Source organism: Umezawaea sp., from assembly GCF_057122925.1.
Genome location: NZ_DBNGPQ010000032.1, coordinates 1 through 21,208, shown reverse-complemented (window position 1 = coordinate 21,208; position 21,208 = coordinate 1). Strand labels below are relative to the sequence as shown.

Here is a 21,208-nt window from a genome sequence, read left to right as displayed (position 1 = left end):
CCACATCCGCAGGTCATCACACGTTCGGGTTACACAGCTTGATCGGCGGAGACGGGGATGCATATTTGAGGAGCCGAGGCCAGTAGGCCGAGGAAGTAGGCGCGGTTCCCAGCCGGACGGCTGGCAGCCGCGCTTTGCGCTGTCAGGACCAGGTGTCGAGATCAACCACCCTGGCCACCAAGGGCGTGACCCGCCTCCTCCACCCACCTCCCGCGCCGTAGCACCACGCGACGACGTCGGCGATCCACAGCATCTGCTCCTGACCGCTCACCACGTGCTCGTGGACGACGGGTTCCTTCGCCTCCTTGCCCAGGACCGCCCGGATGGTCCGCTTGTCGTGCCGGTCGCGCTCGCGACGGGTGTCCAGGACCATCCTGGCCACGCCCAAGGCGGTCAGGTCGACCACCACGGCGACCAAGCACTCCTGCCGAGCGCGCTCCTCCCCGGTCGCGCAGGTGCGCTGGTAGACGTGCACCAGCGCACCAGACACGACCAGGCGCGACAGGACGATCTTGCGGCGGTCGTTCTTCTCGTTGTGGAAGTGGACCTCCTTCTGCCCCGGCAGCAGCAGGCTCCTGAGCAGCTTGCGCGGCCTGGCCGGGTCTCCGGCACGAGCGGCAGTCCGAGCGTTGTGACCAGTCGTCCGCAGGTCTGCGGTTTCGTTGCCCTCTTCGCAAGTTTCTCGAAGATCACTTAACGCCATCGGACGATCACTTTGGTGCAAATCGCCAGGTGGTGCCGTTCGCCCTCTGCGAGACCGGTGGCGGAACCACGATCGGGTCGTCAGTGTTACGGGTATGCGAATCCTGGTGCTGGGTGGAACCGTCTTCCTCAGCAAGGCGGTGGCGACGGAGGCCGTGCGTCGCAACCACGAGGTTGTGTGCGCGGCACGTGGTGCTTCCGGGTCCGTGCCCGAGGGTGCGGACCTTGTTGTTGTCGACCGGGATCAGCCGGGGGCCCTGGAGGTTCTGCGGGGCGAGCAGTTCGACGCCGTCGTCGACGTCGCGAAGATGTCGGTGAACTGGGTGCGGGAGGCGCTGCACGTCCTGGCGGGGAGCACGGGCCACTGGACGTTCGTGTCGAGCTGTTCGGTGTACCGCGACCACTCGTCCGCCGGTCAGACGGTGCAGTCGCCGACGCTGCCGCCGCTGGAGGACGACCCGACCGCGCCGTTCGACGCGAACCGGTACGGGTCGGTGAAGGTGGCGAGCGAGCACGCCGTCCTGGACCAGCTGGAGGACCGGGCGTTCATCCTGCGGGCCGGGTTGATCACCGGGCCCGGTGACCCGAGCGACCGGTTCGGGTACTGGCCCGCGCGGATGTCGAAGGGCGGGCAGGTCGCGGTGCCGGACTCGCCGGACCAGGCCGCGTCGCACGTCGACGTGCGCGACCTGGCGGCGTGGATCGTGGACGCGGCGGAGAACCGGCTGGTGGGGACGTTCGACGGCACCGGGCCGTCGGAGCCGCTGAGCTTCTTCCTCGGTGAGATCGCCGGGGCCGTGGCGCCCCCCGGCACGCAGCTGGTGCGGGTCCCGCTGGAGGTGCTGGACCGGTTGAAGATCGCGCCGTGGGCCGGTCCCCGGTCGCTGCCGCTGTGGCTGACCGAGTCGCACCTGGCGATGATGTTCCGCGACGCCCGTCCCGCGATGGCCGCCGGTCTGCGGGTGCGGCCCGTCGGCGAGACGGCGAAGGACGCGCTCGCGTACGAGCACGAGCTGGGGATCGACCGGGTGCGGCGGGCGGGCCTGACCGCGGACGAGGAGTACGAGCTGCTGTCAGCCCTCTGACCACGAGGTTCGGCGCGGAGGAGAGCCCTCCGCGCCGAACCCGGTCAGGAGATCCAGTCCGCGAACGACCGGCCGGAGATCCGCTCGTACGCCTCGACGTAGCTGGCGCGGGTGGTCTCGACGACCTCGTCCGGCAGCGCGGGCGGCGGCGTGTCGGACGCGCGGTCCCAGCCGGAGGCGGGCGAGGTGAGCCAGTCGCGGACCTGCTGCTTGTCGAACGACGGCTGCACGCGGCCCGGCTGGTAGACGTCGGCGGGCCAGTAGCGCGACGAGTCCGGGGTCAGGACCTCGTCGCCGAGGACGAGCCGTCCGTCGCGGTCGTGGCCGAACTCGAACTTCGTGTCGGCCAGGATGATCCCGCGCTTGCGGGCGAAGTCGCGGCCCTCGCGGTACACGGCCAGCGTGGTCTCGCGGAGCTGGTCGGCCAGTTCGGCGCCCACCTCGGCGCTCACGGCCTCGAAGCTCACGTTCTCGTCGTGCGACCCCAGCTCGGCCTTCGTGGCGGGCGTGAAGATCGGCTCCGCCAGCTCGGCCGCCTCGACCAGGCCGGGCGGCAGCTCCACGCCGCACACGGCGCCGGTTGCCCGGTAGTCCGACAGGCCGGAACCGGTCAGGTAGCCGCGCGCCACGCACTCGACCTGCACCATCTCCAGGCGCTTGACCAGCAGTGCCCGGCCGCGGACCTCGGCCGGGATGCGCGGGTCGTCGTAGGCGACGAGGTGGTTCGGAACCACGTCGGCGAGCTGCTCGAACCAGAACACGCTCATCGCGGTGAGCACCCGGCCCTTGTCCGGGATCTCGCTGGAGAGCACGTGGTCGTAGGCGGAGATGTGGTCGGTCGCGACGAGCAGCAGCAGCTCGTCGTCCACGGCGTACAGCCTGCGGACCTTGCCTACGGCGACCTGCGGGTAATCGGCGAGCTTGGGCACGCGGGCCAGCGTACTTCGCGCCCGGACCCCGACCGCTCGGCGGACGGTGGTGTCAATCACGCAGGCCAGCCCCGGTACGGCCAAGTTGTTCAGACCATTTCTTTGCCCGATGGAAAGCATCCGCGCAGGTCACAGGCAGATTTCGGATTTCCCAGATGGCGGGTCGACCTCCAAAAGAGCCTCGTGGACGGCTAGATTCCCGACATGCGCGCACCCGCCCTGCTCCTCGCAGCCCTGCTGCTGTCCGCCTGCGCCCCGGTGGACGAGAACACCGGACCCACCGGGCCCACGGCCGTCGACGGCGTCCCCTGCACCAAGGACAACCTGACGACGTTGACCAAGGGCAGGTTCACGTTCGGCACCGACCAGCCGGTCTACCCGCCGTGGTACCAGGACGACGACCCGACCAACGGCAAGGGCTTCGAGTCGGCCGTCGCCTACGCCGTCGCCCAGCAGCTCGGCTACGCGAAGGAGGACGTGGCGTGGGTGAGGGTGCCGTTCAACGCGGCCATCCAGCCCGGCGCCAAGACCTACGACGCGAACCTGACCGAGTTCTCGATCACCGACGAGCGCAAGCAGGCGGTGGACTTCTCGGCGCCGTACTACACCGTCGCGCAGGCCGTCGTCTCGCTGAAGACCTCGCCGGTGGCCGGTGCCAAGACGCTGGCCGACGTGCGGAAGGCCAAGATCGGCGCCCAGGTCGGCACGACGAGCTTCACCGCCGCGAAGCGGCTGGCCGCCGAGCAGGACATCGCCGTCTACAACACGAACGACGACGCCAAGGCCGCGTTGACCGCCGGTCAGGTCGAGGCGATCGTGGTGGACCTGCCGACGGCGTTCTTCATCACCAGCTCGGAGTTGCAGGACACCACGATCGTCGGCCAGATCCCGGCCGGTGACGGCAAGCCGGAGATGTTCGGCATCGTGCTCGACAAGGGCAGCAAGCTGACCGGCTGCGTGTCCACGGCCGTGGAGGCGCTGCGGTCGCAGGGCAGGCTCGCCGAGATCGAGAAGCAGTGGCTGACCACCGAGGGCAAGGCGCCCGAACTCAAGTGATGAGCGACCTCCAGCGGGAACGCTCGGCGTACAAGCGTTCCCGCGCTCGTCGCTCCACCGCGGTCGCCCTGCTGTCCACCGCGGTCTTCGCGGCCGTCGTCTGGTTCTCGGTGCGCGGCGCACCGGGTTGGCCCAGGGTGCGGCAGTCGTTCTTCAGCCTGGACACGGCGTGGCGCACCCTGCCCGCGGTCCTCGACGGGCTGTGGCTCAACGTCCGGGTGCTCGTCGCCGCCGAGGCCGTGATCCTGGTGCTGGCGCTGGGGATCGCCGCGCTGCGGACGTTGCGCGGCCCGGTCTGGTTCCCGGTGCGGGCGTTCGCGACCGGGTACGTCGACCTGTTCCGCGGACTGCCGCTGATCATCTGCCTGTACCTGGTCGGCTTCGGCCTGCCGGGGCTGCGGCTGTCCGGTGTCCCGAACGACCCGGTGCTGCTCGGCGGCATCGCCCTCGTGCTCGTCTACTCCGCCTACGTGGCCGAGGTCTTCCGCGCGGGCATCGAGTCGATCCACCCGTCGCAGCTGGCCGCCGCCCGCTCGCTCGGGCTGAACCACCGCAGGACCATGCGGCTCGTCGTGCTCCCGCAGGCGGTCCGCCGCGTGCTGCCCGCGCTGCTGAACGACTTCGTGGCGCTCCAGAAGGACTGCGGCCTCATCTCGGTGCTCGGCGCGGTCGACGCCGTGCGGGCCGCGCAGATCGAGTCGTCCACGTCGTACAACTTCACTCCGTACGTCGTGGCGGGGCTGCTGTTCGTGCTGCTCTCCGTGCCGTCCGGGCGGCTGGCGGACTGGGTGTCGCGGCGCGCCGCGCGCAGGCAGGGGGCGTGATGTCGGGGACCGATCCGGTGCTGGGTGTGCGCGGACTGGTGAAGCGGTACGGCGCCACGACGGTGCTCGACGGCATCGACCTCGACGTGCACGAGCACGAGGTCGTGGTGCTGATCGGGTCGTCGGGCTCCGGCAAGTCGACCCTGCTGCGCTGCGCCAACCTGCTGGAGGAGCTGGACGACGGGCAGGTGCTGCTCGACGGCGTGGACGTGTCCGACCCGCGCGTGGACGCCGACGTGGCGCGGCGGGCGATGGGGATCGTCTTCCAGGCGTTCAACCTGTTCCCGCACATGTCCGTGCTCGACAACGTGACGCTCGCGCCGCGCGTGGTGCACGGCGTGCCGCGGTCGGTGGCCGACGACCGGGCCCGTGAACTGCTGGACCGGGTGGGCCTGGCGGACAGGGCGGGCTCGTACCCGGACCGGCTGTCCGGCGGCCAGCAGCAGCGGGTGGCCATCGCGCGGGCGCTGGCCTACGACCCGCGGCTGCTGCTGTTCGACGAGATCACCAGCGCCCTCGACCCGGAACTGGTCGGCGAAGTGCTCGCGCTCGTGCGGGAACTCGCAGGTCAGGGCCGCACGATCCTGATGGCCACGCACGAGATGGGGTTCGCGAAGCAGGTCGCCGACCGCATCTGCTTCCTCGACGGCGGCAGGCTCCTGGAGTCCGGTCCGCCGGAGCAGGTGCTGGGAGACCCGACCCACGAGCGGACGCGGCGGTTCCTCAGCCGAATCATCGACGCGGGCCGCCTGTAGCCCGATCGGGGGTTCAGGTCTCGGCCGTCCGCACCTATGGTGCACCTCGTGCTTTCCCCGAAGAAGGCCTGCGGAACAGCGATCACCGGTCTCGCGCTGGTGCTCGTCGCGACCGCGTGCGGCGCCCCCGACGCCGCCCCCAGACCGTCCCCGAGCATCCCGACCATCTCGCCCGCCCCCACGTCGGCGCAGGCCAGCTCCCCACCGGTGCCGTCGAACGACGTCATCGCGGTGCAGCCGCCCGTCGCCCCGGAGCCCGCTCCGGTCGAGGTGGAGCCCACCACCGAGGCACCACCGCCCGCTCCGCCGCCCCCGGCCGAGCCGCCGCCACCGCCTCCACCACCGCCGGAGGAGCCCGCTGACCCCGAGCCGCCGGAGGAGGGGCTGGTCGTGATGCAGGGCACGGCGTGCCCGGTGGAGGGCGCGATAGCCGTGAACCGCAGGCTCAAGCCGATGGTGTGCACGGCGGGCAGCGGCGACAGGCTCCGCTGGCAGCCGCTGTAGCCGACCCCGCGGCGGGCCTCACGCCCCCTGGCCCGGCGCTCCGGCGTCGTCGAGGGCGGCGAGCTTGCCGTTCACGCGCTCCTCCTCGTCGTCGCACTGCTGCGCCCGGTAGACCGCGAGCGCGTCGAGCAGCAGGGCTCGGGCGTCGGCGCGCTGCCCCAGTGCGAGGTGGAGGTCGCCGAGGAACTCGACGGTGCCCGCCTCGGCGTAGGTGTTGTCGAGGTCGCGGTAGACGGCGAGCGCCCGGTGGTAGTGCTCCAGCGCCTCGCGGTGCTGTCCGGCGTGGTGGGCGATGTAGCCGAGGGACTTCAGCGTGGCCGCCTCGCCCTCGGGGTTGTGGATGCGGCGGTGCAGGGCGAGCGCGGCGGCGCAGTGCTCCCGCGCCCGGTCGAGTTCGCCCAGCACAGCGGTGTACATGCCCGCCTGGTTGAGCGCGTTCGCCTCCCACACGGGGTGGTCGGCGCCCCGGTGCAGGTGCAGCGCCCTGGTGGCGTGGTCCACCGCCCGGCGGAAGTCCCCCCGCTGCTCCCACGCGCTCGCGAGCAGCCGGTGGGTGTGGGCCCGGCCGGTGCGGTCGTCGTGCCGTTCGGCCAGGTCGAGTGCGGCGTGCAGGTGCTCGACGGCCTGGTCGTGCCGACCGACGACCAGGCTGGTGGCGCCGAAGAACCTGTTGGCCACCGCGTGGACCACGGGGTCGGGGTCGTGTTCGGCCGCCGCGAGCCCGGCTCGCCAGGCGGCCACGTCGTCGTGGTGGTGGCCCCGGCGCGAGCGGAACGGGGTCAGCGTCCACGCCAGCTGCCACACGACCTCGTGCCAGCCCCGGTCGACGACCTCGCGGTGGACGGCCAGCAGGCACGCCTGTTCGGTGTCGAACCAGGCCAACGCGGCCCGGCGGTCGGCGGGCGGGTCCGGTGGGCGGGTCGGTGGGGCGAACCGGACCGGGATGCGGTGCGGGTCCAGGAGTTCCGCGCCCGCGCGTGCCGTGTGGAGGTAGTGGTCGACGATCCTGCGCAGCGCGGCCGTCCGGGTGTCCGGTGGCAGCTCGGCGGCGACGTCCGCGCCGTACCCGCGGATCAGGTCGTGCATCGAGTAGCGGCCGTGGGCTTCGCGCCGGAGCAGCGACGCCTCCTCCAGGTCGGTGAGCAGCTTCCTGGTCGTCGGCACGGGCAGGTCGGCGAGGTGGGCCGCGGCGGCCAGGCCGATGTCCGGGCCGGGAGCGGTGGCCAGCAGCTCGAACAACCCGCGCTGGTCGGCGCCCAGCGCCCGGTGCGACCACGACAGGACGGCGCGCGAGCTGGCGGCGGGATCGTCGTCGTCCAGCGCGCCGAGCCCCTGCTGGCGCAGTTCGGCGGCGAACTCGGCGAGCGGGACGCGTGGACGGGGGATCGCGCGACCCGCGATGATCGCGAGCGCCAGCGGGTACCCCCCGCAGAGCCGGGCCAGCTCCGCCGCGGCCCCCGGTTCGGTCGCCACGCGCGCGGGGCCCAGCCGGTGCGCCATGAGGCCGCGGGCCTCGTCGTCGCCGAGGACGTCCAGCGGCAGGTGGTGGGCGCTGTGCCGGGTGATCAGCGTGGTCAGGGTTCGGCGGCTGGTCACGACGACCGTGCACGTCGACCCGCCGGGCAGCAGCGGCACGACCTGGTCGGCGTCGGCCGCGTTGTCCAGCACCACCAGCATCCGCCGCCCGGCCACGAGGCTGCGGTAGAGCGCCGCCTGCGCGTCCAGGTCGACGGGGACGCGGCCGGGGTCGACGCCCAGCGCGTCGAGGAAGCCGCGCACCGCGACCGCGGGCCGCACCGGGTCACCGTCCGGGCTGAACCCGCGCAGGTCCACGAACAGCTGGCCGTCCGGGAACCGCTCCAGGCGTTCGTGCGCCCAGCGCAACGCCAACCACGTCTTGCCGATCCCGCCCGCGCCGCCGATCGCCGAGATCACCGCGAACGACGCGTCGTCGAGCGCGGCCAGCTCGCGGACCCGGCCCGCGAAGGGCCCCGGCGCCGCGGGGAGCTGGCGCGGCACCACCGGGGCGGGCCGGGCGGGGCGGTGGACGTGGACGACGCCCGCCTGCACCACCGACTGCGCCGTCGACGAGATCACCCTGTTGCGGATCATGGCACTTCAGAATCCACCGGCGGCGGCGTCCCGCACACCGTTCGCCGGTGGATTTCACCCGTCAGCTTGAACAGGAGCCCACTCGGTGACGTCGACCGGGTCACCGACCGACACCGTGCCGCGGCGGAGGACCTTCGCCTTCATGCCGAAGGTGACGCCGCCCTGGGCGCGGCGGTAGCCCGCGAGGGTCTTGGTCGGCTCGTGGCCCGCCTTCAGGCCCGTCTCCTGGTCCACGGTCGGCACGACGCAGCGCACGCAGATCCGCGAGTAGCCGAACGACGCCGTGCCGATCGACACCCGGCGGACGAGGTCCTCGGTGTGCGGTTCGGGCCAGCCGCTCACGACCACGTTGGGGCGGAAGCGGTTCATCGGCACGGGGTCCGCGCCGGTCCGGACGATCCGCTCGTTGAGGCCGTCCAGGGAGGACAGCGACGTCACCAGCAGCGCGTGGGCGTCCGCGAAGCCGACCCGGCCCTCGTCGTCCAGCTGCCGGTCGAGGTCGGGCGGCACGCGCACCAGCCTGCACGGACGGCCCAGGGCGAGCGTGAACCACTCGGCCGCCTCGTCGCCCTGGTCCACGCCCTCGCCGGTCCACCAGTGCACGGTGACCTCGCGCCGGTCGCCGTCGGGGCGGGTCTTGTGCTCGTAGTCCTCCAGGCCCGGCGCGGTCACGAGCAGGCCCCCGTCGACCACGGTCGGGCGGATGACGGCCATCGCGGGCAGCTTGCGCTGGCTGATGAAGTGGCCGTCCGCGGCGTCCACCAGCATGAAGTCGCGGTCGTGGAGCAGGCCGGTCTCGACGACCGCGCTCGTGGTGAGCGCGGTCGCCGTGCAGCCCTTGATCGGGTGGACGAAGAGGCCGTGGACGACCGGGGTCACAGGATGGGCTCCGGGACGTAGCCCGCCGCGGTCGGGAACTTCGTGAGCACGTTCTCGACCTGGCCGACGACGGACTCGACCTGCTGGGCGGCCACACCGGTGAACGACAGCCGGTCGGCCAGCAGCGCGTCGAGCTGGGCGCGGTCCAGCGGCAGGCGCTCGTCGGCGGCGAGGCGGTCGAGGAGGTCGTTCTCGGCGCCCTGCTCCCGCATCGCGAGCGCGACGGCGACCGCGTTCTCCTTGATCACCTCGTGGGCCGTCTCCCGGCCCACACCGGCGCGGATGGCGCCCATCAGCACCTTGGTGGTGGCGAGGAACGGCAGGTAGCGGTCCAGTTCCCGGGCCACGACGGCCGGGTACGCGCCGAACTCGTCCAGCACGGTCAGCAGCGTCTCCAGCAGGCCGTCCAGCGCGAAGAACGCGTCGGGCAGGGCCACCCGGCGGACGACCGAGCACGACACGTCGCCCTCGTTCCACTGGTCACCGGCCAGCTCGCCGACCATGGACAGGTAGCCGCGGAGGATCACGGCGAAGCCGTTCACGCGCTCGCACGAGCGGGTGTTCATCTTGTGCGGCATCGCGCTGGAGCCGACCTGGCCGGGCCTGAAGCCCTCGGTGACCAGCTCGTGCCCGGCCATCAGGCGGATGGTCTTCGCCAGCGACGACGGGCCCGCAGCGAGCTGCACGAGGCTGGAGACGACGTCGAAGTCGAGCGAGCGCGGGTACACCTGGCCGACGCTGGTCAGGACCTTCTCGAAGCCGAGGTGGCCCGCGACCGTGCGCTCCAGCTCCACGAGCTTCGCCGGGTCGCCGCCGAGCAGGTCGAGCATGTCCTGGGCGGTGCCGACCGGCCCCTTGATCCCGCGCAGCGGGTAGCGGGCGATCAGCTCGTCGAGCCTGGTGAACGCCACCAGCACCTCGTCGGCGGTGGTCGCGAAGCGCTTGCCGAGCGTCGTGGCCTGGGCGGCCACGTTGTGCGACCGGCCCGCGATGACCAGGTCGGTGTACTCGGTGGCCAGCCGCGCCAGGCGCGCGAGCACGGCGGCGGTGCGGCCGCGGACGTGCTCCAGCGACCGCAGGACCTGGAGCTGCTCGACGTTCTCGGTCAGGTCGCGGGAGGTCATGCCCTTGTGGACGTGCTCGTGGCCCGCGAGGGCGTTGAACTCCTCGATGCGCGCCTTCACGTCGTGGCGGGTGATCCGCTCGCGGGCGGCGATCGAGGCCAGGTCGACCTGGTCGACGACCCTTTCGTAGTCGGCGACGGCCCCCTCCGGGACCTCGATGCCGAGTGACGCCTGTGCCCGCAGCACGGCGAGCCAGAGCCTGCGCTCCAGCACGATCTTGTGCTCGGCGGACCACAGGGTCACCAGCTCGGTGGAGGCGTAGCGGCCTGCGAGGACGTTCGAGATCCGGGGCTTGCTCACGGGACGAGCCTAGTCAACGCGGGAGGGCGATCATCTCGTTGGTGGCCAGGTCGACCAACTGGTCGAAGGTGAGCGGGATCCCGGTGTTGGCGTAGACGGTCGAGTTCACGAAGTTCGCCCTGGACTCCATCCCCACCACCGAACCGTCCTTGCGGTAGTGGTAGATGGACCGGTAGCCCGAGTAGAAGCCGTTGCTCGTGGTCTTGTCGGCGGCGAACTCCACCGCGACCACCATCGAGCCGTCGGACCTCCTGGTCGCGTTGCACGTGGTGTTGGCGTCCTGGCGGATCGCGCAGAACTCGTCCGGCGGCGGCCCCCACGCGCTCACGCCCGCGATGGTGGTGCCCAGCTGCGCGGGGCCGCCGGGACCGACGTAGGAGACCGACCCGTACAGCACGTCGGCCGCCGAGTTGTCCCGCTCGTAGCCCGTCCCCTGGTAGGTCGGGCTCCACACGCCGATGCTGCTGGGATCAGCGCCCTGGCGCTGGAGGGCGGGGCTGATGACGTTGACCCACATGTTCTCCAGGTACGGCTGGTCCTGCTCGTACGTGTGGTTCCTGCGGGGCTCGTCGTTGGGCGGCCACGGGAAGTTCGCCGTCGAGGGGCCGGGGGTGGCGGTCGTGGACACGCTGGTGGCCGACTCCACCCTGGTGCGCCCCGAGGTCAGGACGGCGGGCAGCGTGGCGACCGCGGCGATGATCAGCGCGGTGGCGACGCCGACGCTCATCAGCGCACGCCTGCGCTTCGTGAGCTGCTCGGCGCGGGCCATGAACGAGTCGGGGTCGAAGTCCAGCGGGGGTTCGTCCCACACGGCTTGCTGCATGGAATCCCGCAAGTCCTGTTCACTCACGACGCCACCTCCGTCTCCATGGCCGAGCCGTTGTTCTCCAAAGCGTCGACGGCCGCCCGCAACGCCACGAGCCCTCTCGCCGTCTGGCTCTTCACCGTTCCCTCGGTGCACCCCATCACCGCCGCGACGTCCGTGACGGACAGATCCTCGAAATAGCGCAGGACGAGCACCGCCCGTTGCCGCGGCGGGACTTTGATCAAGGCTTTCTGGATCAGGTCCCGTGCCCACAGCCGACCGCTGACCAGGTCCGGGTCCGCGTTCGAATCGGCCGTCTCCGGCAGTTCGCCGTCACGCTGCTCCGCACGCCGCCACGGTCTCCGCTTCTCGTCCAGCCAGGTGCGCAGGAGGATCTTGCGGGCGTAGGCGCCCGCGTGGTCCTGCTGCTGGACGCGGTGCCACGCCTGGTAGAGCTTCATCAGGCTCTGCTGCATCAGGTCTTCCGCGGTGTGCCAGTCGCCGCAGAACAGGTACGCGGTGCGGCGCAGGGACGCGGCATGGGTCACCGCGAATTCACGAAAGCCCGGTTCTTCGGCCTTGCGCATGCATACCCCTTCCGCGCACTCACCCCCTACCACGCGCGGTGCGCGAGCGGGGTTGCACGAAAGCTCAGGCGGTTCTCGCGAGCGCCGCGGCGAGCTTGCGGCGCGCGGCGGCCCTCGGGTCCGGGCTGACCTCCACCAGCGCGTTCACCACGGTGCCGTCGACGATCGCGATCAGGTCCTCGACGTGCTCGGGGGTGATCTTCTTGCCCGCCTTGGTGAAGATCGCCAGCAGCAGGGAGCGCAGCTCGACGGTCAGCTCGCGCATCAGGGGGCGCAGGAACGGGCGGCGGCCGGTGGCGACCAGCCGCTCGTAGCGCAGCACGACGGCCTCGACGTCCTCGGCGGGCCCGAGCAGCAGGTCGAGCACCAGTTCGGTGAAGGCGTCGCCGCCGCACTCCTCCGGGTCGAGCTCGGCGAGCCTGGCCTTGCCGTACGCCAGCTCGGCGCGGCCGTGCCGGTCGAGGGCGACGGTGATCAGCTCGTCCAGCGAGTCGAAGTAGTACGTGGTCGAGGCGAGCGGCAGGCCCGCGCGCTCCGCGACCGCGCGGTGCCGGACCGCGTCGAACCCGCCGTCGACCAGAAGGCCGATCGCGGCCTCGACGAGCGCCTGGCGGCGGCGCTCGCCCTTGGGGGTTGCAGCGGTCATGGGGGCTGATTGTCCCACGTCAGTGTCCACCGCCCGCGAGGTTGAGGCCGATCACACCACCGACGATGAGGGTGAGCGACACCAGCTTGAGCGTGGACACGCCGTCACCGAGCCAGACCATGCCGATCACGGCCGTGAGGGCCGCGCCGATGCCGGTCCACACCGCGTAGGCGGTGCCGACCGGGAGCTGCTTCAACGCCCAGGCGAGACCGCCGACGCTGATGACGAACGTCACGGCGAAGACCAGCGAGGGCACCAGCCTGGTGAAGCCCTCGGACTGCTTGAGCGAGATGGCCCACCCGGCCTCGAACAGGCCTGCGACCACCAGGACGAACCACGCCACGACGACACCTCCAGAAATGTGGCACTATCGTACCAAATTTCTGGGACACTCGTGCCAGATTGCCCTGGGTCAGAACCTCCCGCGCAGGTTCGCCGCGATCCCGTCGACCCGGTCCGCGAACTTCGGCGACTCGCTGACCACGTACAACGTGGCGTCGCTCAGCGTCGGCTCCGAGGTCAGCGCCGCGCCGGGAGGGGCGACCAGCGCCGCGCCGCCGGGCACCACGACGGCGAGGACCCGCCCGCCGTCCACGTCGAACGCCGCCGACCTGGACCCGGACGGGCACGCCAGGCCCGCGGGGGACGCCTGGTCCGGAGCGACCGAGAGCTCGCCAGCGAGGGCGTTGGCGAGCTCCCGGTCGACCGTGCCGCACCCGCTGGGGGTGCCGTCAGCCGGAGGGCTGACGTTCCCCGAAGGCTCTGCTCCCTGCGTGGAAGAGCTTTCGGGGACGTTCTGGGTGAGCGGTCCGTCGCGCTGCACGGAGGCCTGCGCCGAACCGAGGTCGTAGGGAGCCGCGGGCTTCTCGGCGGCCTCGCCCGACCCCGCGTCGGCGACCGCACCGGTGACGCTGTTCGACGACCGGTCGACGAACAGCCCGGCACCGAGGGCGGCGCCGCCGAACACCAGCACCGCGGCCAGGGTGGAGCCGAGCGCGACGGCCGACCGCCGCCGCACGGCCGCCCGGTGGGACGCCGCCCGCACGTCACCCGCGTCGAAGGACGCCGGTGGCGCGTTCCGCACCGCGTCGTTGAAGAGCTCGGCGAGCTTGTTCTCGTCCACCTAGAGCCACCTCCTCGGCGCGGTCATGAAGCCGGTCGCAAGTCGTCGATCGCGTCGCCGAGGGCTTCGCGCAGTGCCGCCAGCCCGCGTGCGGTCTGGCTCTTCACGGTGCCCTCCGAGCATCCCAGCGCCTCGGCGGCAGCCGCCACGTCCAATCCCTCCAGGAACCTCAGCACGAGCACCGCCCGCTGCCGGGGAGGGACCCGCCGCAAGCCCTGGACCAGCGCTTCCCGCGTCGCCACGGACTCGCCGACCTCGCCGTCGCCCGCGGGCACCTCGGGGAGCCGGTCCACGAAGCGCTCCCTCCGCCACGGCCGCCGGGACTCGTCGATCACCGCGCGCACCACGGACCGGCGGACGTAGGCGTCCAGGGCCTGCTTGTCCCGGATCTTGCGCCACCTGCGGTGCAGCGCGACGAACGCCGTCTGCGCGAAGTCGTCCGCCCGGTGCCAGTCACCACAGAGCAGGAACGCCGTTCGGCGCACGGCCTCCCGGCGAGCTGCGAAGTACTCCGCGAACTCCTGCTCGTCGTGCTGGTCCACGCGGACTCTCTCCGCTCGTCGTGCTTGCGAGTAAGGGACGGAACTGACGGGGCCAACGGTTGCACGACCCCCTCGGGAGACGTGCGTCACCCCTACCGTCCTACTGCCGATCGCGTTCGGTGTGCGGCCGCCCGGTGTGATGTGATCCATTCGTGACCCAGATCGCACCGATCGACCTCCGCTCCGACACCGTGACCCAACCGGACGAGGCCATGCGGCTCGCCATGTCGGTGGCCGAGGTGGCCGACGACGTGATCGACCACGACCCGACCATGCGGGCGCTGGAGGAACGCGTCGCCGACCTGCTGGGGGTGGACGCGGCGCTGTGGGTGCCCTCCGGGTCGATGGGCAACCTGATCGCGCTGATGATCCACCTGAACCGGGGCGACCGGTTCCTCGCGCCGGTGGGCGCCCACGTGCTGGACGCCGAACTGGGCACCGCGGCCTGGCTGGCCGGCGGGATGCCGGAGGCGCTGGCGTGGGACGCGGCGCCGGGCCGGGCCTCGGCCGACGCGGTCCGGGCCGCCGCGGGCGTGGAGGGTCCGTACTACAACCTCCGCACGACGGTGCTGTGCCTGGAGAACACGCACAACTACGCGGGCGGCACGGTCACCCAGCCCGACGAGCACGCGCTGCTCGTGTCCGTGGCCAGGGAGACGGGGCTGCGCGTGCACCTCGACGGCGCCCGGCTGTGGAACGCCGCCGTGGCGCTCGGCGTCCCGCCCGCCGCGCTGACGGTGGGCGTGGACAGCGTCCAGGTGTGCCTGAGCAAGGGTCTGGGCGCGCCGGTCGGCTCCGTGGTCGCGGGCTCGCCGACGTTCGTCGCGGAAGCCAGGCGGATCCGCAAGATGCTCGGCGGCGGCGTGCGGCAGGGCGGCGTCCTCGCGGCGGCGGGCCTGGTCGGCCTCGACCGCATCGACGACCTCGCGCAGGACCACGCCAACGCGAGGGTGCTCGCCGAGGGCCTGGTCGAGCTGGGGTGGACCGTGCCGATGCCGGAGACGAACATCGTGCTGGCGGAGGTGCCGGACCTGGAGGTGACCATCGTCGGGCTCCGGCACCTCGGCGTCTACGCGGGTCCGATGGCGGGGAAGCTGCGGTTCGTGACCCACCGCGACGTCACCGAGGCTGATATCAAGGAAACGTTGCGCCGGATCTCGTCCGCGAGTTGAGGGAGCGTTCGTCCATGTGGATCGTGTTCGACTACGGCGAGGTCATCAGCACCCGGACGGCGGCGCTGCCGACGTTGGCGTCGATGCTCGGGGTCCCGGTGGACCGGTTCGACGACGCGTACTGGGCCGCCCGCGACGCCTACGACCGCGGGCAGTCCGACCTGGACTACTGGCGGGCCGTCGGCGACGTGCTGGAGACCCCCGTGTCGCCGTCGCTGGCGGCCTCGCTGACCGAAGTGGACACGGAGGGGTGGCTCCAGCCCGACCCGGAGTCCCTGGCGCTGCTGGAGGAGCTGGCCGACCTGCCGCTCGCGCTGCTGTCCAACGCGCCGTCGTCGTTCGGCCGGGCCGTCGAGGAGCAGGCCTGGGCGAAGAACTTCCGGCACCTGGTGTTCTCCGGTGACCTGGGCGTGGCCAAGCCGGACCCGGCGATCTGGGCCGCGCTGGCCGAGCAGCTCGACACGACGCCCGACGACTGCGTGTTCTTCGACGACCGGCAGAGCAACATCGACGGCGCGGTGGAGGCGGGCATGGGCGGCGTGCTGTGGCTGGGCGCCGTGCCCGCGCGCGAGCAGCTGGTGCGCCTAGGCGTGCTCGGTTGACCCGGCGTTCAGCTCCGCCCGCATCTCGGCCAGTTCCGCGCGCAGCGAGCGGACCTCGGTGAGCAGCGCCTCGTCCGCCCTCTCCAGCTGCTGCTCGACCCCGCTGAGCTTCTCCACCAGCCACGACGCGATCGTGCCGGTGATGACGCCCAGCAGGGCGATGCCGCCGACCATGAGCAGGCCCGCGACCATCCGCCCCTCCCAGCTCACCGGGTAGCGGTCGCCGTAGCCGACGGTCGAGATCGTGGTCAGCGTCCACCAGAGGGCGTCGCCGAACGTCGTGATGGTGGCGTTCTCCTGGTGCCGTTCGGCGTCCAGCACGGCCAGCGACGCGCACAGGCCGACCATCAGCGTCACGCCCGCCACGTAGATGCCGACGCGCTGCCGGATCCTGCCCGCGAGGCGCTTGTTCAGCACGTTGAGCACGGTGACCAGGCGCAGCACCCGCAACTGCCGCACGACCGGCAGCACCACGGCCAGCAGGTCGAACAGGTGCCGGACGACGAACTTCCGCTTGTCCACCGCCAGCTTCAGCCGCACGACGTAGTCGACCGCGAACACCAGCCAGACCACCCAGAGCGCGATCTCCAGCCCCGTCCGCACGCCGGGCGTGGCGCCGTCGTCCAGCACCTGCCAGGCGTACGCGACGAGGAAGACGACCGCCAACCCCGTCAGGGGCCACTCGGCGCGCGCCTCCCACTCGGCGAGGCGTCGTTCGTCTGCTTGGAGCATCGCCCCATAGTGAACGCTCGACCTGCGGTTATCCAGCGTTTCAGGGCACCGGGTTCAGGTCTTCGACCGGCCCTTGACCGCTCCGTAGGCCGCGGTGCCGAGGAACAGCACACCTCCGACGACGGCCAACCAGAACACACCCTTGACCACTGCGCCGAGGATCGTCAGCGCCAACCAGATCGCCAACAGCACCGCGATGATCCGGACCATGTCGCGCCTCCCCCTGGGTCTCTTACTTCGTGAACGATCGCCGTGACCGGGAAGTTCCTCAGGCCAGCCACGACTTGAGCCGCCGCATCCCCTCCAGGATGTCGGCGGTGGCGCCCGCGAACGAGAACCGGACGAACTCGTGCCCGTGCACCGGGTCGAAGTCGACACCGGGCACGATCGCGACGCCGGTGTCGTCCAGCAGCCCGCGGCAGAACGCCAGCGAGTCGTCGGTCAGGTGCTTGACGTCGGCGTAGGCGTAGAACGCCCCGTCGGCGGGCGCGACCCGGTCGATCCCGACGTCGCGCAGGCCGCTCAGCAGCAGGTCGCGGTTCTCCCGGTAGCGGTCCACCAGCGCGCCCATCTCGGCGTACGACTCGGGCTCGAACGCCGCCACGGCCGCGTGCTGCGCGAGCGCGGGAGGGCACAGCGTGAAGTTGCCGGTCAACCGGTCGACGGCGCGGTGCAGCCGCGGCGGCACCAGCATCCACCCGAGCCGCCACCCCGTCATGGCGAAGGCCTTGGAGAAGGAGTTGACCACCACGGCCTCGCGCGAGGTCGTCCACGCGCACGCGAGCGGACGCCCGTAGCTGATGCCGTGGTAGATCTCGTCGCTGACGAGCTGGACACCGCGCTCGACGCACCACTCGCCCAGCGCGGCCAGCTCGGCGGCGTCGAGCACGGTCCCGGTCGGGTTGGCGGGACTGGCGACGATCAGCCCGTCGAGCGGTCCGACGTCCGCCAGCATCTCCACGGTCGGCTGGAACCGGGTCTCGGGCCCGCACGGCAGCTCGACGACCTCGCACCCCAGGGCGCGCAGGATGTTGCGGTAGGCCGGGTACCCCGGCCGGGCCAGTGCGACGCGGGCCCCTGGGTCGAACGCGGCGAGGAACGCCAGCAGGAACGCCCCGGACGACCCCGTGGTCATCACGACGTCGTCCGGGCTGATCGACAACCCGTACTGCCGCGCGTAGTGCCCGGCGAGGGCCTCCCGCAGCTCCAGGATGCCGAGCTGCTCGGTGTACCCCAGCGGCTGGTCGAGCAGCGCCCGCCGCGCCGCCTCGACCACCGGCGTCGGCGCGTGGCTGGACGGCTGCCCGGCGGCGAACGAGACGACGTCCCCGTGCGTCCGCTGCCGACGGGCGGCGGCGGACATCACGTCCATCACGTGGAACGGCGGCACGTCCGCCCGAGCGGCTGTGGTCAGGCGGCGCAGGTCATCCGGCATACCGCCAGGCTAGTGCCGCGCGGCGCGACCGGGGCCGGTTCGCCTCAGTACCCCTGGTACCCGCCGCCACCGGCCATGGACGCCAGTCCGGGATGCCCCTCGAACCCGCCGTAGCGCGAGAACGTGTACCGGACCCCGGCGATGATGTTGTCCACCGGGTTGTAGATGTCGTCGTGCCCCGGCAGCTTGTGCGCCTGGAACGTGGGGTCGATGCACTGCATCAGCCCCTTCGACGGCGTGCCCGCGGCGGCGTTGGAGTCCCAGTCGTTCAGCGCGTGCGGGTTGCCGCCGGACTCCTTCTCGATGATCGTCCAGATCTCGTCGATGTTCTCCTCGGTGACCGGGATCCCGTTGGCCTGCAAGATCTTGATGGCTTCCCGGATCCACTGGTCGACGTTGCCGGGGGGCGGGCCGCTGGACGGGGGTGGGCCGCTGGAGCCGAACCCGCCGAAGCCACCGCCTCCTCCTCCGCCACCACCGCCGCTGAAGCCTCCTCCTCCGCCACCGGAGCCGGAGCCGCCGCCGGACGACCCGCTTCCGGTCTGCTGGGCCGCGGCGGGCGCGGCCTCCTGCGGCACGGGCGCGGTCCCGGCCGCGGAGGTCGTGGTCCCGGCCTCCGGCGTGGGGGTCCACTGGATCGGGTTGTCGGGCGCGGGCACGAACACCTGCACGCCGGGGTCGGCCATGGTCGAGAACTTCGGCGCGATGCCCGAAGCCCTCCCCTTCAGCGCTCCCGCGGCCGTGCTCACCGCGTTCTCGACCGTCTCGATCATCGGCCCGGCGTCCCCCGCCGCGTCGGCGCACAGCGCGCTGATGATCCCGTCGACGTCCTCGGGCGGCATCGCGGCGTTCTTCTGCCGGGCCTGCTTCGCGGCGCTCAACAGGTCCTCGCAGATGCGGGTGATCGAAGTCTTGGCCGTTTCCAACGCCCCGGCCACCGATTCCAGATCGGCGGCGGCATTGGTCAACGCGTCCTTGAGCGAATTGCCACTCTTGGTGAATTCACCCATGTAGGCGACAAATCCATCAGCCGACCCGCCTTCCCAGGCGCCGTCGAGCTGGTTCACCGACCGCTGCACCGCGTTCCCGCTGTCGCCGCACTTCGCCGCGGCCTCCTTCCAGCGGGTGGCGATCTCGCGCACCGCCTCGGGCTGCGCCGCGTCCACCTTCTCCGCCAGCGCGGCGACCGCCTGCCCGCCGGGCAGGGCCGCCACCTCGTCCTTCGCGCTCACAGGTCACACCGCCCGGAAGTTGTCGGCGCCGTCGACGTCGATGTTCGCGACGGCCTGCTGGATCGTGTCGAGCGCCCGTTCGACCTTGCCGAGCAGCGTCTCGGCGGCGGCGAACTCGGTGCCCGCGGCCTCGTCCACGCCCGACGCGGCGGACGCCACCGCACCGGAACCCGCCAGCGTGCCGAAGATGCCCGGATTTCCGTACAGGTTGGTGAACCCGTCCCCCACCGCGCCGAATTGTCCGGCTTGACTGGAGACCGTGCTCCGGCACTGGTCCATCGCTTCGGCGTTGAACTTCGCGACCGCCACACCAACCCCCTTCGAATGGTTCATTCGAATGCTAGAGCCGTTCCGCGGCGCGGACGCGGCTTATCGCGGAAAGTCATCCGGAGAGGTCGCTCGGTTCACTCGACACCCGGAGTCCCACACCGGGATCGACGCGGTGGCGCGCGGCGCGGTTCCGCGGTCAGACCTCCTGCACGAGCTCCCACACGCAGGCCGCGAGGCGCGCGTTGTCGACGGGCGTGATCGTGCTCCAGTTCCGACCGTCCGTGCTGGGGCGGACCTGGTGCAGGAAGCGGCCGGAGGTCGTGTCGTGGAACGCCACCACCCGCCCGGCGCGCACCGGGGGTCCGCCGTGCTGCCCGCGTTCGGCACCGAACTGGCCGCGCGTGCCCATGCCCTCGGCCATGCGCGCCAACTCCTGCGCGTCGCTCAACGGCAAACCCTTGCGCTCCAAGGCGAGCACCAGCTTCTCCGGGTTGCGGCCCGCCTCGTCCGACGCCTCGCGCAGCACGTCGTTCGGCAGGCTGATCGAGCGCCCGAAGCCCGCGGGCATGTCGCCCGCGACGGACACGGCGGCCTCCGCCAGCGCGCTGCCCCGTGCCTCGATCAGCCACACCTCGGCGCCGTCGACGACGGCGAGCACCGCGTCCTCACCCGCCGAGGCCGCCAGCCCCTTGATCTTCCGGCCACCCGCCCAGATCCAGAGGTCGATCGACACCTGCGGGTTGCCCAGCAGCGCCAGCGCGTCCGCGATCTCGGCCGCGACCCGACCACCACGGGCCAGGTCACGACCTTCCAGCGACGCCCACGCGTTCCGCACGAACTCCGCGCGCTCAGCGTGGGTGATCCCGGGGCTGGGCACGTCGAGGGCGACGTTGCGCCGAGTCAGGCGGGCGGCCTCCCACACGACGTCGAACTCCAGGGTGGAAAGCACGACCGAGCCCGTGGACGTCACTTGTTCTGGGGTTCCTCACCGATGACGGACTGCACGACCATCCGATCGTCGCCGAAGACGTCGTCCGAGTCGACCCCGTACTTGCGCACGTGCTCCTCGTCCTCGTCACCGCCGGCACCCCGCCCGCCCGCCGCGGCGGCGGGCTGCATCATCGACCCGGCACCACCGCGCACGGCGCCACCGCGAGCAGCCGCCCCGGCCGCACCCGCCGCACCCGTGCCGCGGTTCGCGCGCTCGTCGCCGTCCACCGGCACACCGGGCATCCCGGCGGCACCGGACTTGCCCGCGCCACCGATCGTGCCGTTGCCACCCACACCGGGCACACCGGGCTTCACCACAGGAACCTTCGGCGCGGCACCGGTACCGGGTCCACCGGTGCCCCGCACGAGCCGCGCGCCCTTGGCCGTGGCGGCCACCGCACCCAGCCCCGCGGCACCGGCCAACCCGAGCCCGATCCCCAGACCGGGACCGATACCGCCACCCCCCTTGGGGATGCCCGCCGCGGCGGGCGGGTTGACGACCGTGCCGATACCGGGAACCGGCGGCGCGATGCCCGTGCCACCACCGGGGGGCAGCTGCGTGCCGCCACCGGGGAGCTGCGGGGGCGGCAGGACACCGCCACCGGGAACACCACCGACACCACCGACCGGCGACCCGACGGCACTGCCGCCGGGGATGCCGGGGGTGGCGTTGCCGAGCCCGGGGATACCGGTGCCCACCGGGGCACCGACCGTGGAGGAGGTCGCGGTGACCTCGAAGTTCGGCGGCTGACCGGGCACCTGGAACTGGTTCAACGCGTCCCGGCTGGCCTCGGTGTACTGG

25 protein-coding genes are annotated in these 21,208 nt (G+C 71.9%); 7 read left to right on the top strand and 18 right to left on the bottom strand.

The genetic code is table 11. The annotated features are described in order from the left end of the window. Positions 1-142: 142 nt before the first annotated feature. The gene (locus AC156L_RS04860) at positions 143-703 is read right to left on the bottom strand and encodes a hypothetical protein (protein WP_330877039.1); all 561 of its coding nucleotides are present in this window, start codon (positions 701-703) and stop codon (positions 143-145) included. Positions 704-797: 94 nt separating this feature from the next. Between AC156L_RS04860 and AC156L_RS04855 the strand changes: the two genes are divergently transcribed. Further along, entirely contained in the window at positions 798-1,787 is a 990-nt protein-coding gene (locus AC156L_RS04855) for an NAD-dependent epimerase/dehydratase family protein (protein ID WP_330877040.1), read from the top strand. Positions 1,788-1,831: 44 nt separating this feature from the next. Here AC156L_RS04855 and AC156L_RS04850 read toward each other — a convergent pair whose 3' ends face one another. Next, positions 1,832-2,716 (bottom strand): phosphoribosylaminoimidazolesuccinocarboxamide synthase, encoded by an 885-nt coding sequence (locus AC156L_RS04850; protein WP_330877041.1) that lies wholly within the window; start codon positions 2,714-2,716, stop codon positions 1,832-1,834. A 204-nt stretch (positions 2,717-2,920) separates the two neighbouring features. Here AC156L_RS04850 and AC156L_RS04845 point away from each other — a divergent pair, with 204 nt between their 5' ends. From AC156L_RS04845 to AC156L_RS04830, 4 genes are read left to right on the top strand one after another with little or no spacing between them, the layout of a single operon-like run. Further along, on the top strand, positions 2,921-3,772 hold the full coding sequence (locus AC156L_RS04845) for an ABC transporter substrate-binding protein (protein ID WP_330877042.1): 852 nt from the start codon (positions 2,921-2,923) through the stop codon (positions 3,770-3,772). Continuing rightward, entirely contained in the window at positions 3,772-4,596 is an 825-nt protein-coding gene (locus AC156L_RS04840; protein WP_330877043.1) for an amino acid ABC transporter permease, read from the top strand. The genes AC156L_RS04845 and AC156L_RS04840 overlap by 1 nt, the downstream gene beginning before the upstream one ends. Beyond that, positions 4,596-5,351, top strand: coding sequence for an amino acid ABC transporter ATP-binding protein (locus AC156L_RS04835; protein ID WP_330877044.1), 756 nt, complete (start codon positions 4,596-4,598; stop codon positions 5,349-5,351). The genes AC156L_RS04840 and AC156L_RS04835 overlap by 1 nt, the downstream gene beginning before the upstream one ends. Before the next feature lie 48 nt (positions 5,352-5,399). Next, positions 5,400-5,855 carry a hypothetical protein gene (locus AC156L_RS04830; RefSeq protein WP_330877045.1) on the top strand — a complete coding sequence of 152 codons (456 nt, stop codon included), beginning with the start codon at positions 5,400-5,402 and terminating at the stop codon, positions 5,853-5,855. 18 nt (positions 5,856-5,873) lie between these two features. On the opposite strand, the gene AC156L_RS04825 is transcribed toward AC156L_RS04830, so the two are convergent. The 9 genes from AC156L_RS04825 to AC156L_RS04785 all read right to left on the bottom strand — a co-directional run bounded on the left by AC156L_RS04825 (position 5,874) and on the right by AC156L_RS04785 (position 13,973). Next, the gene (locus AC156L_RS04825) at positions 5,874-7,967 is read right to left on the bottom strand and encodes an ATP-binding protein (RefSeq protein WP_330877046.1); all 2,094 of its coding nucleotides are present in this window, start codon (positions 7,965-7,967) and stop codon (positions 5,874-5,876) included. Between the two features lie 54 nt (positions 7,968-8,021). Beyond that, a complete protein-coding gene (locus AC156L_RS04820) occupies positions 8,022-8,846 on the bottom strand; it encodes an MOSC domain-containing protein (RefSeq protein WP_330877047.1) in 825 nt (274 codons plus the stop codon). Continuing rightward, entirely contained in the window at positions 8,843-10,270 is a 1,428-nt protein-coding gene (purB, locus tag AC156L_RS04815) for an adenylosuccinate lyase (RefSeq protein WP_330877048.1), read from the bottom strand. Before purB ends, AC156L_RS04820 begins: the two co-directional genes overlap by 4 nt. Before the next feature lie 13 nt (positions 10,271-10,283). Then, on the bottom strand, positions 10,284-11,120 hold the full coding sequence (locus tag AC156L_RS04810) for a hypothetical protein (RefSeq protein WP_330877049.1): 837 nt from the start codon (positions 11,118-11,120) through the stop codon (positions 10,284-10,286). Then, a complete protein-coding gene (locus tag AC156L_RS04805; protein ID WP_330877050.1) occupies positions 11,117-11,662 on the bottom strand; it encodes an RNA polymerase sigma factor in 546 nt (181 codons plus the stop codon). Before AC156L_RS04805 ends, AC156L_RS04810 begins: the two co-directional genes overlap by 4 nt. Positions 11,663-11,726: 64 nt before the next feature. Further along, complete coding sequence (locus AC156L_RS04800) at positions 11,727-12,308, bottom strand: TetR/AcrR family transcriptional regulator (RefSeq protein ID WP_330877051.1); 582 nt, start codon at positions 12,306-12,308, stop codon at positions 11,727-11,729. Between the two features lie 19 nt (positions 12,309-12,327). Further along, on the bottom strand, positions 12,328-12,651 hold the full coding sequence (locus tag AC156L_RS04795) for a DMT family transporter (protein WP_330877052.1): 324 nt from the start codon (positions 12,649-12,651) through the stop codon (positions 12,328-12,330). Between the two features lie 69 nt (positions 12,652-12,720). Then, positions 12,721-13,431: a hypothetical protein gene (locus AC156L_RS04790; RefSeq protein WP_330877053.1), complete on the bottom strand. Its 711-nt coding sequence runs from the start codon at positions 13,429-13,431 to the stop codon at positions 12,721-12,723. 23 nt (positions 13,432-13,454) lie between these two features. Beyond that, complete coding sequence (locus AC156L_RS04785) at positions 13,455-13,973, bottom strand: SigE family RNA polymerase sigma factor (protein ID WP_330877054.1); 519 nt, start codon at positions 13,971-13,973, stop codon at positions 13,455-13,457. 152 nt (positions 13,974-14,125) lie between these two features. On the opposite strand from AC156L_RS04785, the gene AC156L_RS04780 reads away from it, so the two are divergent. Beyond that, the gene (locus AC156L_RS04780; RefSeq protein ID WP_330877055.1) at positions 14,126-15,145 is read left to right on the top strand and encodes a threonine aldolase family protein; all 1,020 of its coding nucleotides are present in this window, start codon (positions 14,126-14,128) and stop codon (positions 15,143-15,145) included. 14 nt (positions 15,146-15,159) lie between these two features. Next, complete coding sequence (locus AC156L_RS04775) at positions 15,160-15,747, top strand: HAD-IA family hydrolase (protein WP_330877056.1); 588 nt, start codon at positions 15,160-15,162, stop codon at positions 15,745-15,747. Here the strand turns inward: AC156L_RS04775 and AC156L_RS04770 are convergent. The 7 genes from AC156L_RS04770 to AC156L_RS04740 form a co-directional block, all read right to left on the bottom strand. After that, positions 15,730-16,479 carry a potassium channel family protein gene (locus AC156L_RS04770; protein ID WP_330877057.1) on the bottom strand — a complete coding sequence of 250 codons (750 nt, stop codon included), beginning with the start codon at positions 16,477-16,479 and terminating at the stop codon, positions 15,730-15,732. The genes AC156L_RS04775 and AC156L_RS04770 overlap by 18 nt on opposite strands. A 54-nt stretch (positions 16,480-16,533) precedes the next feature. Next, positions 16,534-16,689: a hypothetical protein gene (locus tag AC156L_RS04765; RefSeq protein ID WP_330877058.1), complete on the bottom strand. Its 156-nt coding sequence runs from the start codon at positions 16,687-16,689 to the stop codon at positions 16,534-16,536. A 58-nt stretch (positions 16,690-16,747) separates the two neighbouring features. Then, a complete protein-coding gene (locus tag AC156L_RS04760; RefSeq protein ID WP_330877059.1) occupies positions 16,748-17,914 on the bottom strand; it encodes a pyridoxal phosphate-dependent aminotransferase in 1,167 nt (388 codons plus the stop codon). Between the two features lie 44 nt (positions 17,915-17,958). Then, positions 17,959-19,146 (bottom strand): transglycosylase SLT domain-containing protein, encoded by a 1,188-nt coding sequence (locus AC156L_RS04755; protein ID WP_330877060.1) that lies wholly within the window; start codon positions 19,144-19,146, stop codon positions 17,959-17,961. Positions 19,147-19,149: 3 nt separating this feature from the next. Next, a complete protein-coding gene (locus AC156L_RS04750) occupies positions 19,150-19,455 on the bottom strand; it encodes a hypothetical protein (RefSeq protein ID WP_330877061.1) in 306 nt (101 codons plus the stop codon). Between the two features lie 157 nt (positions 19,456-19,612). Continuing rightward, on the bottom strand, positions 19,613-20,365 hold the full coding sequence (locus AC156L_RS04745) for an ESX secretion-associated protein EspG (protein WP_330877062.1): 753 nt from the start codon (positions 20,363-20,365) through the stop codon (positions 19,613-19,615). Between the two features lie 17 nt (positions 20,366-20,382). Then, positions 20,383-21,208, bottom strand: an 826-nt coding sequence (locus tag AC156L_RS04740) for a hypothetical protein (RefSeq protein ID WP_414719923.1), incomplete at its 5' end; no start/stop codon positions are given.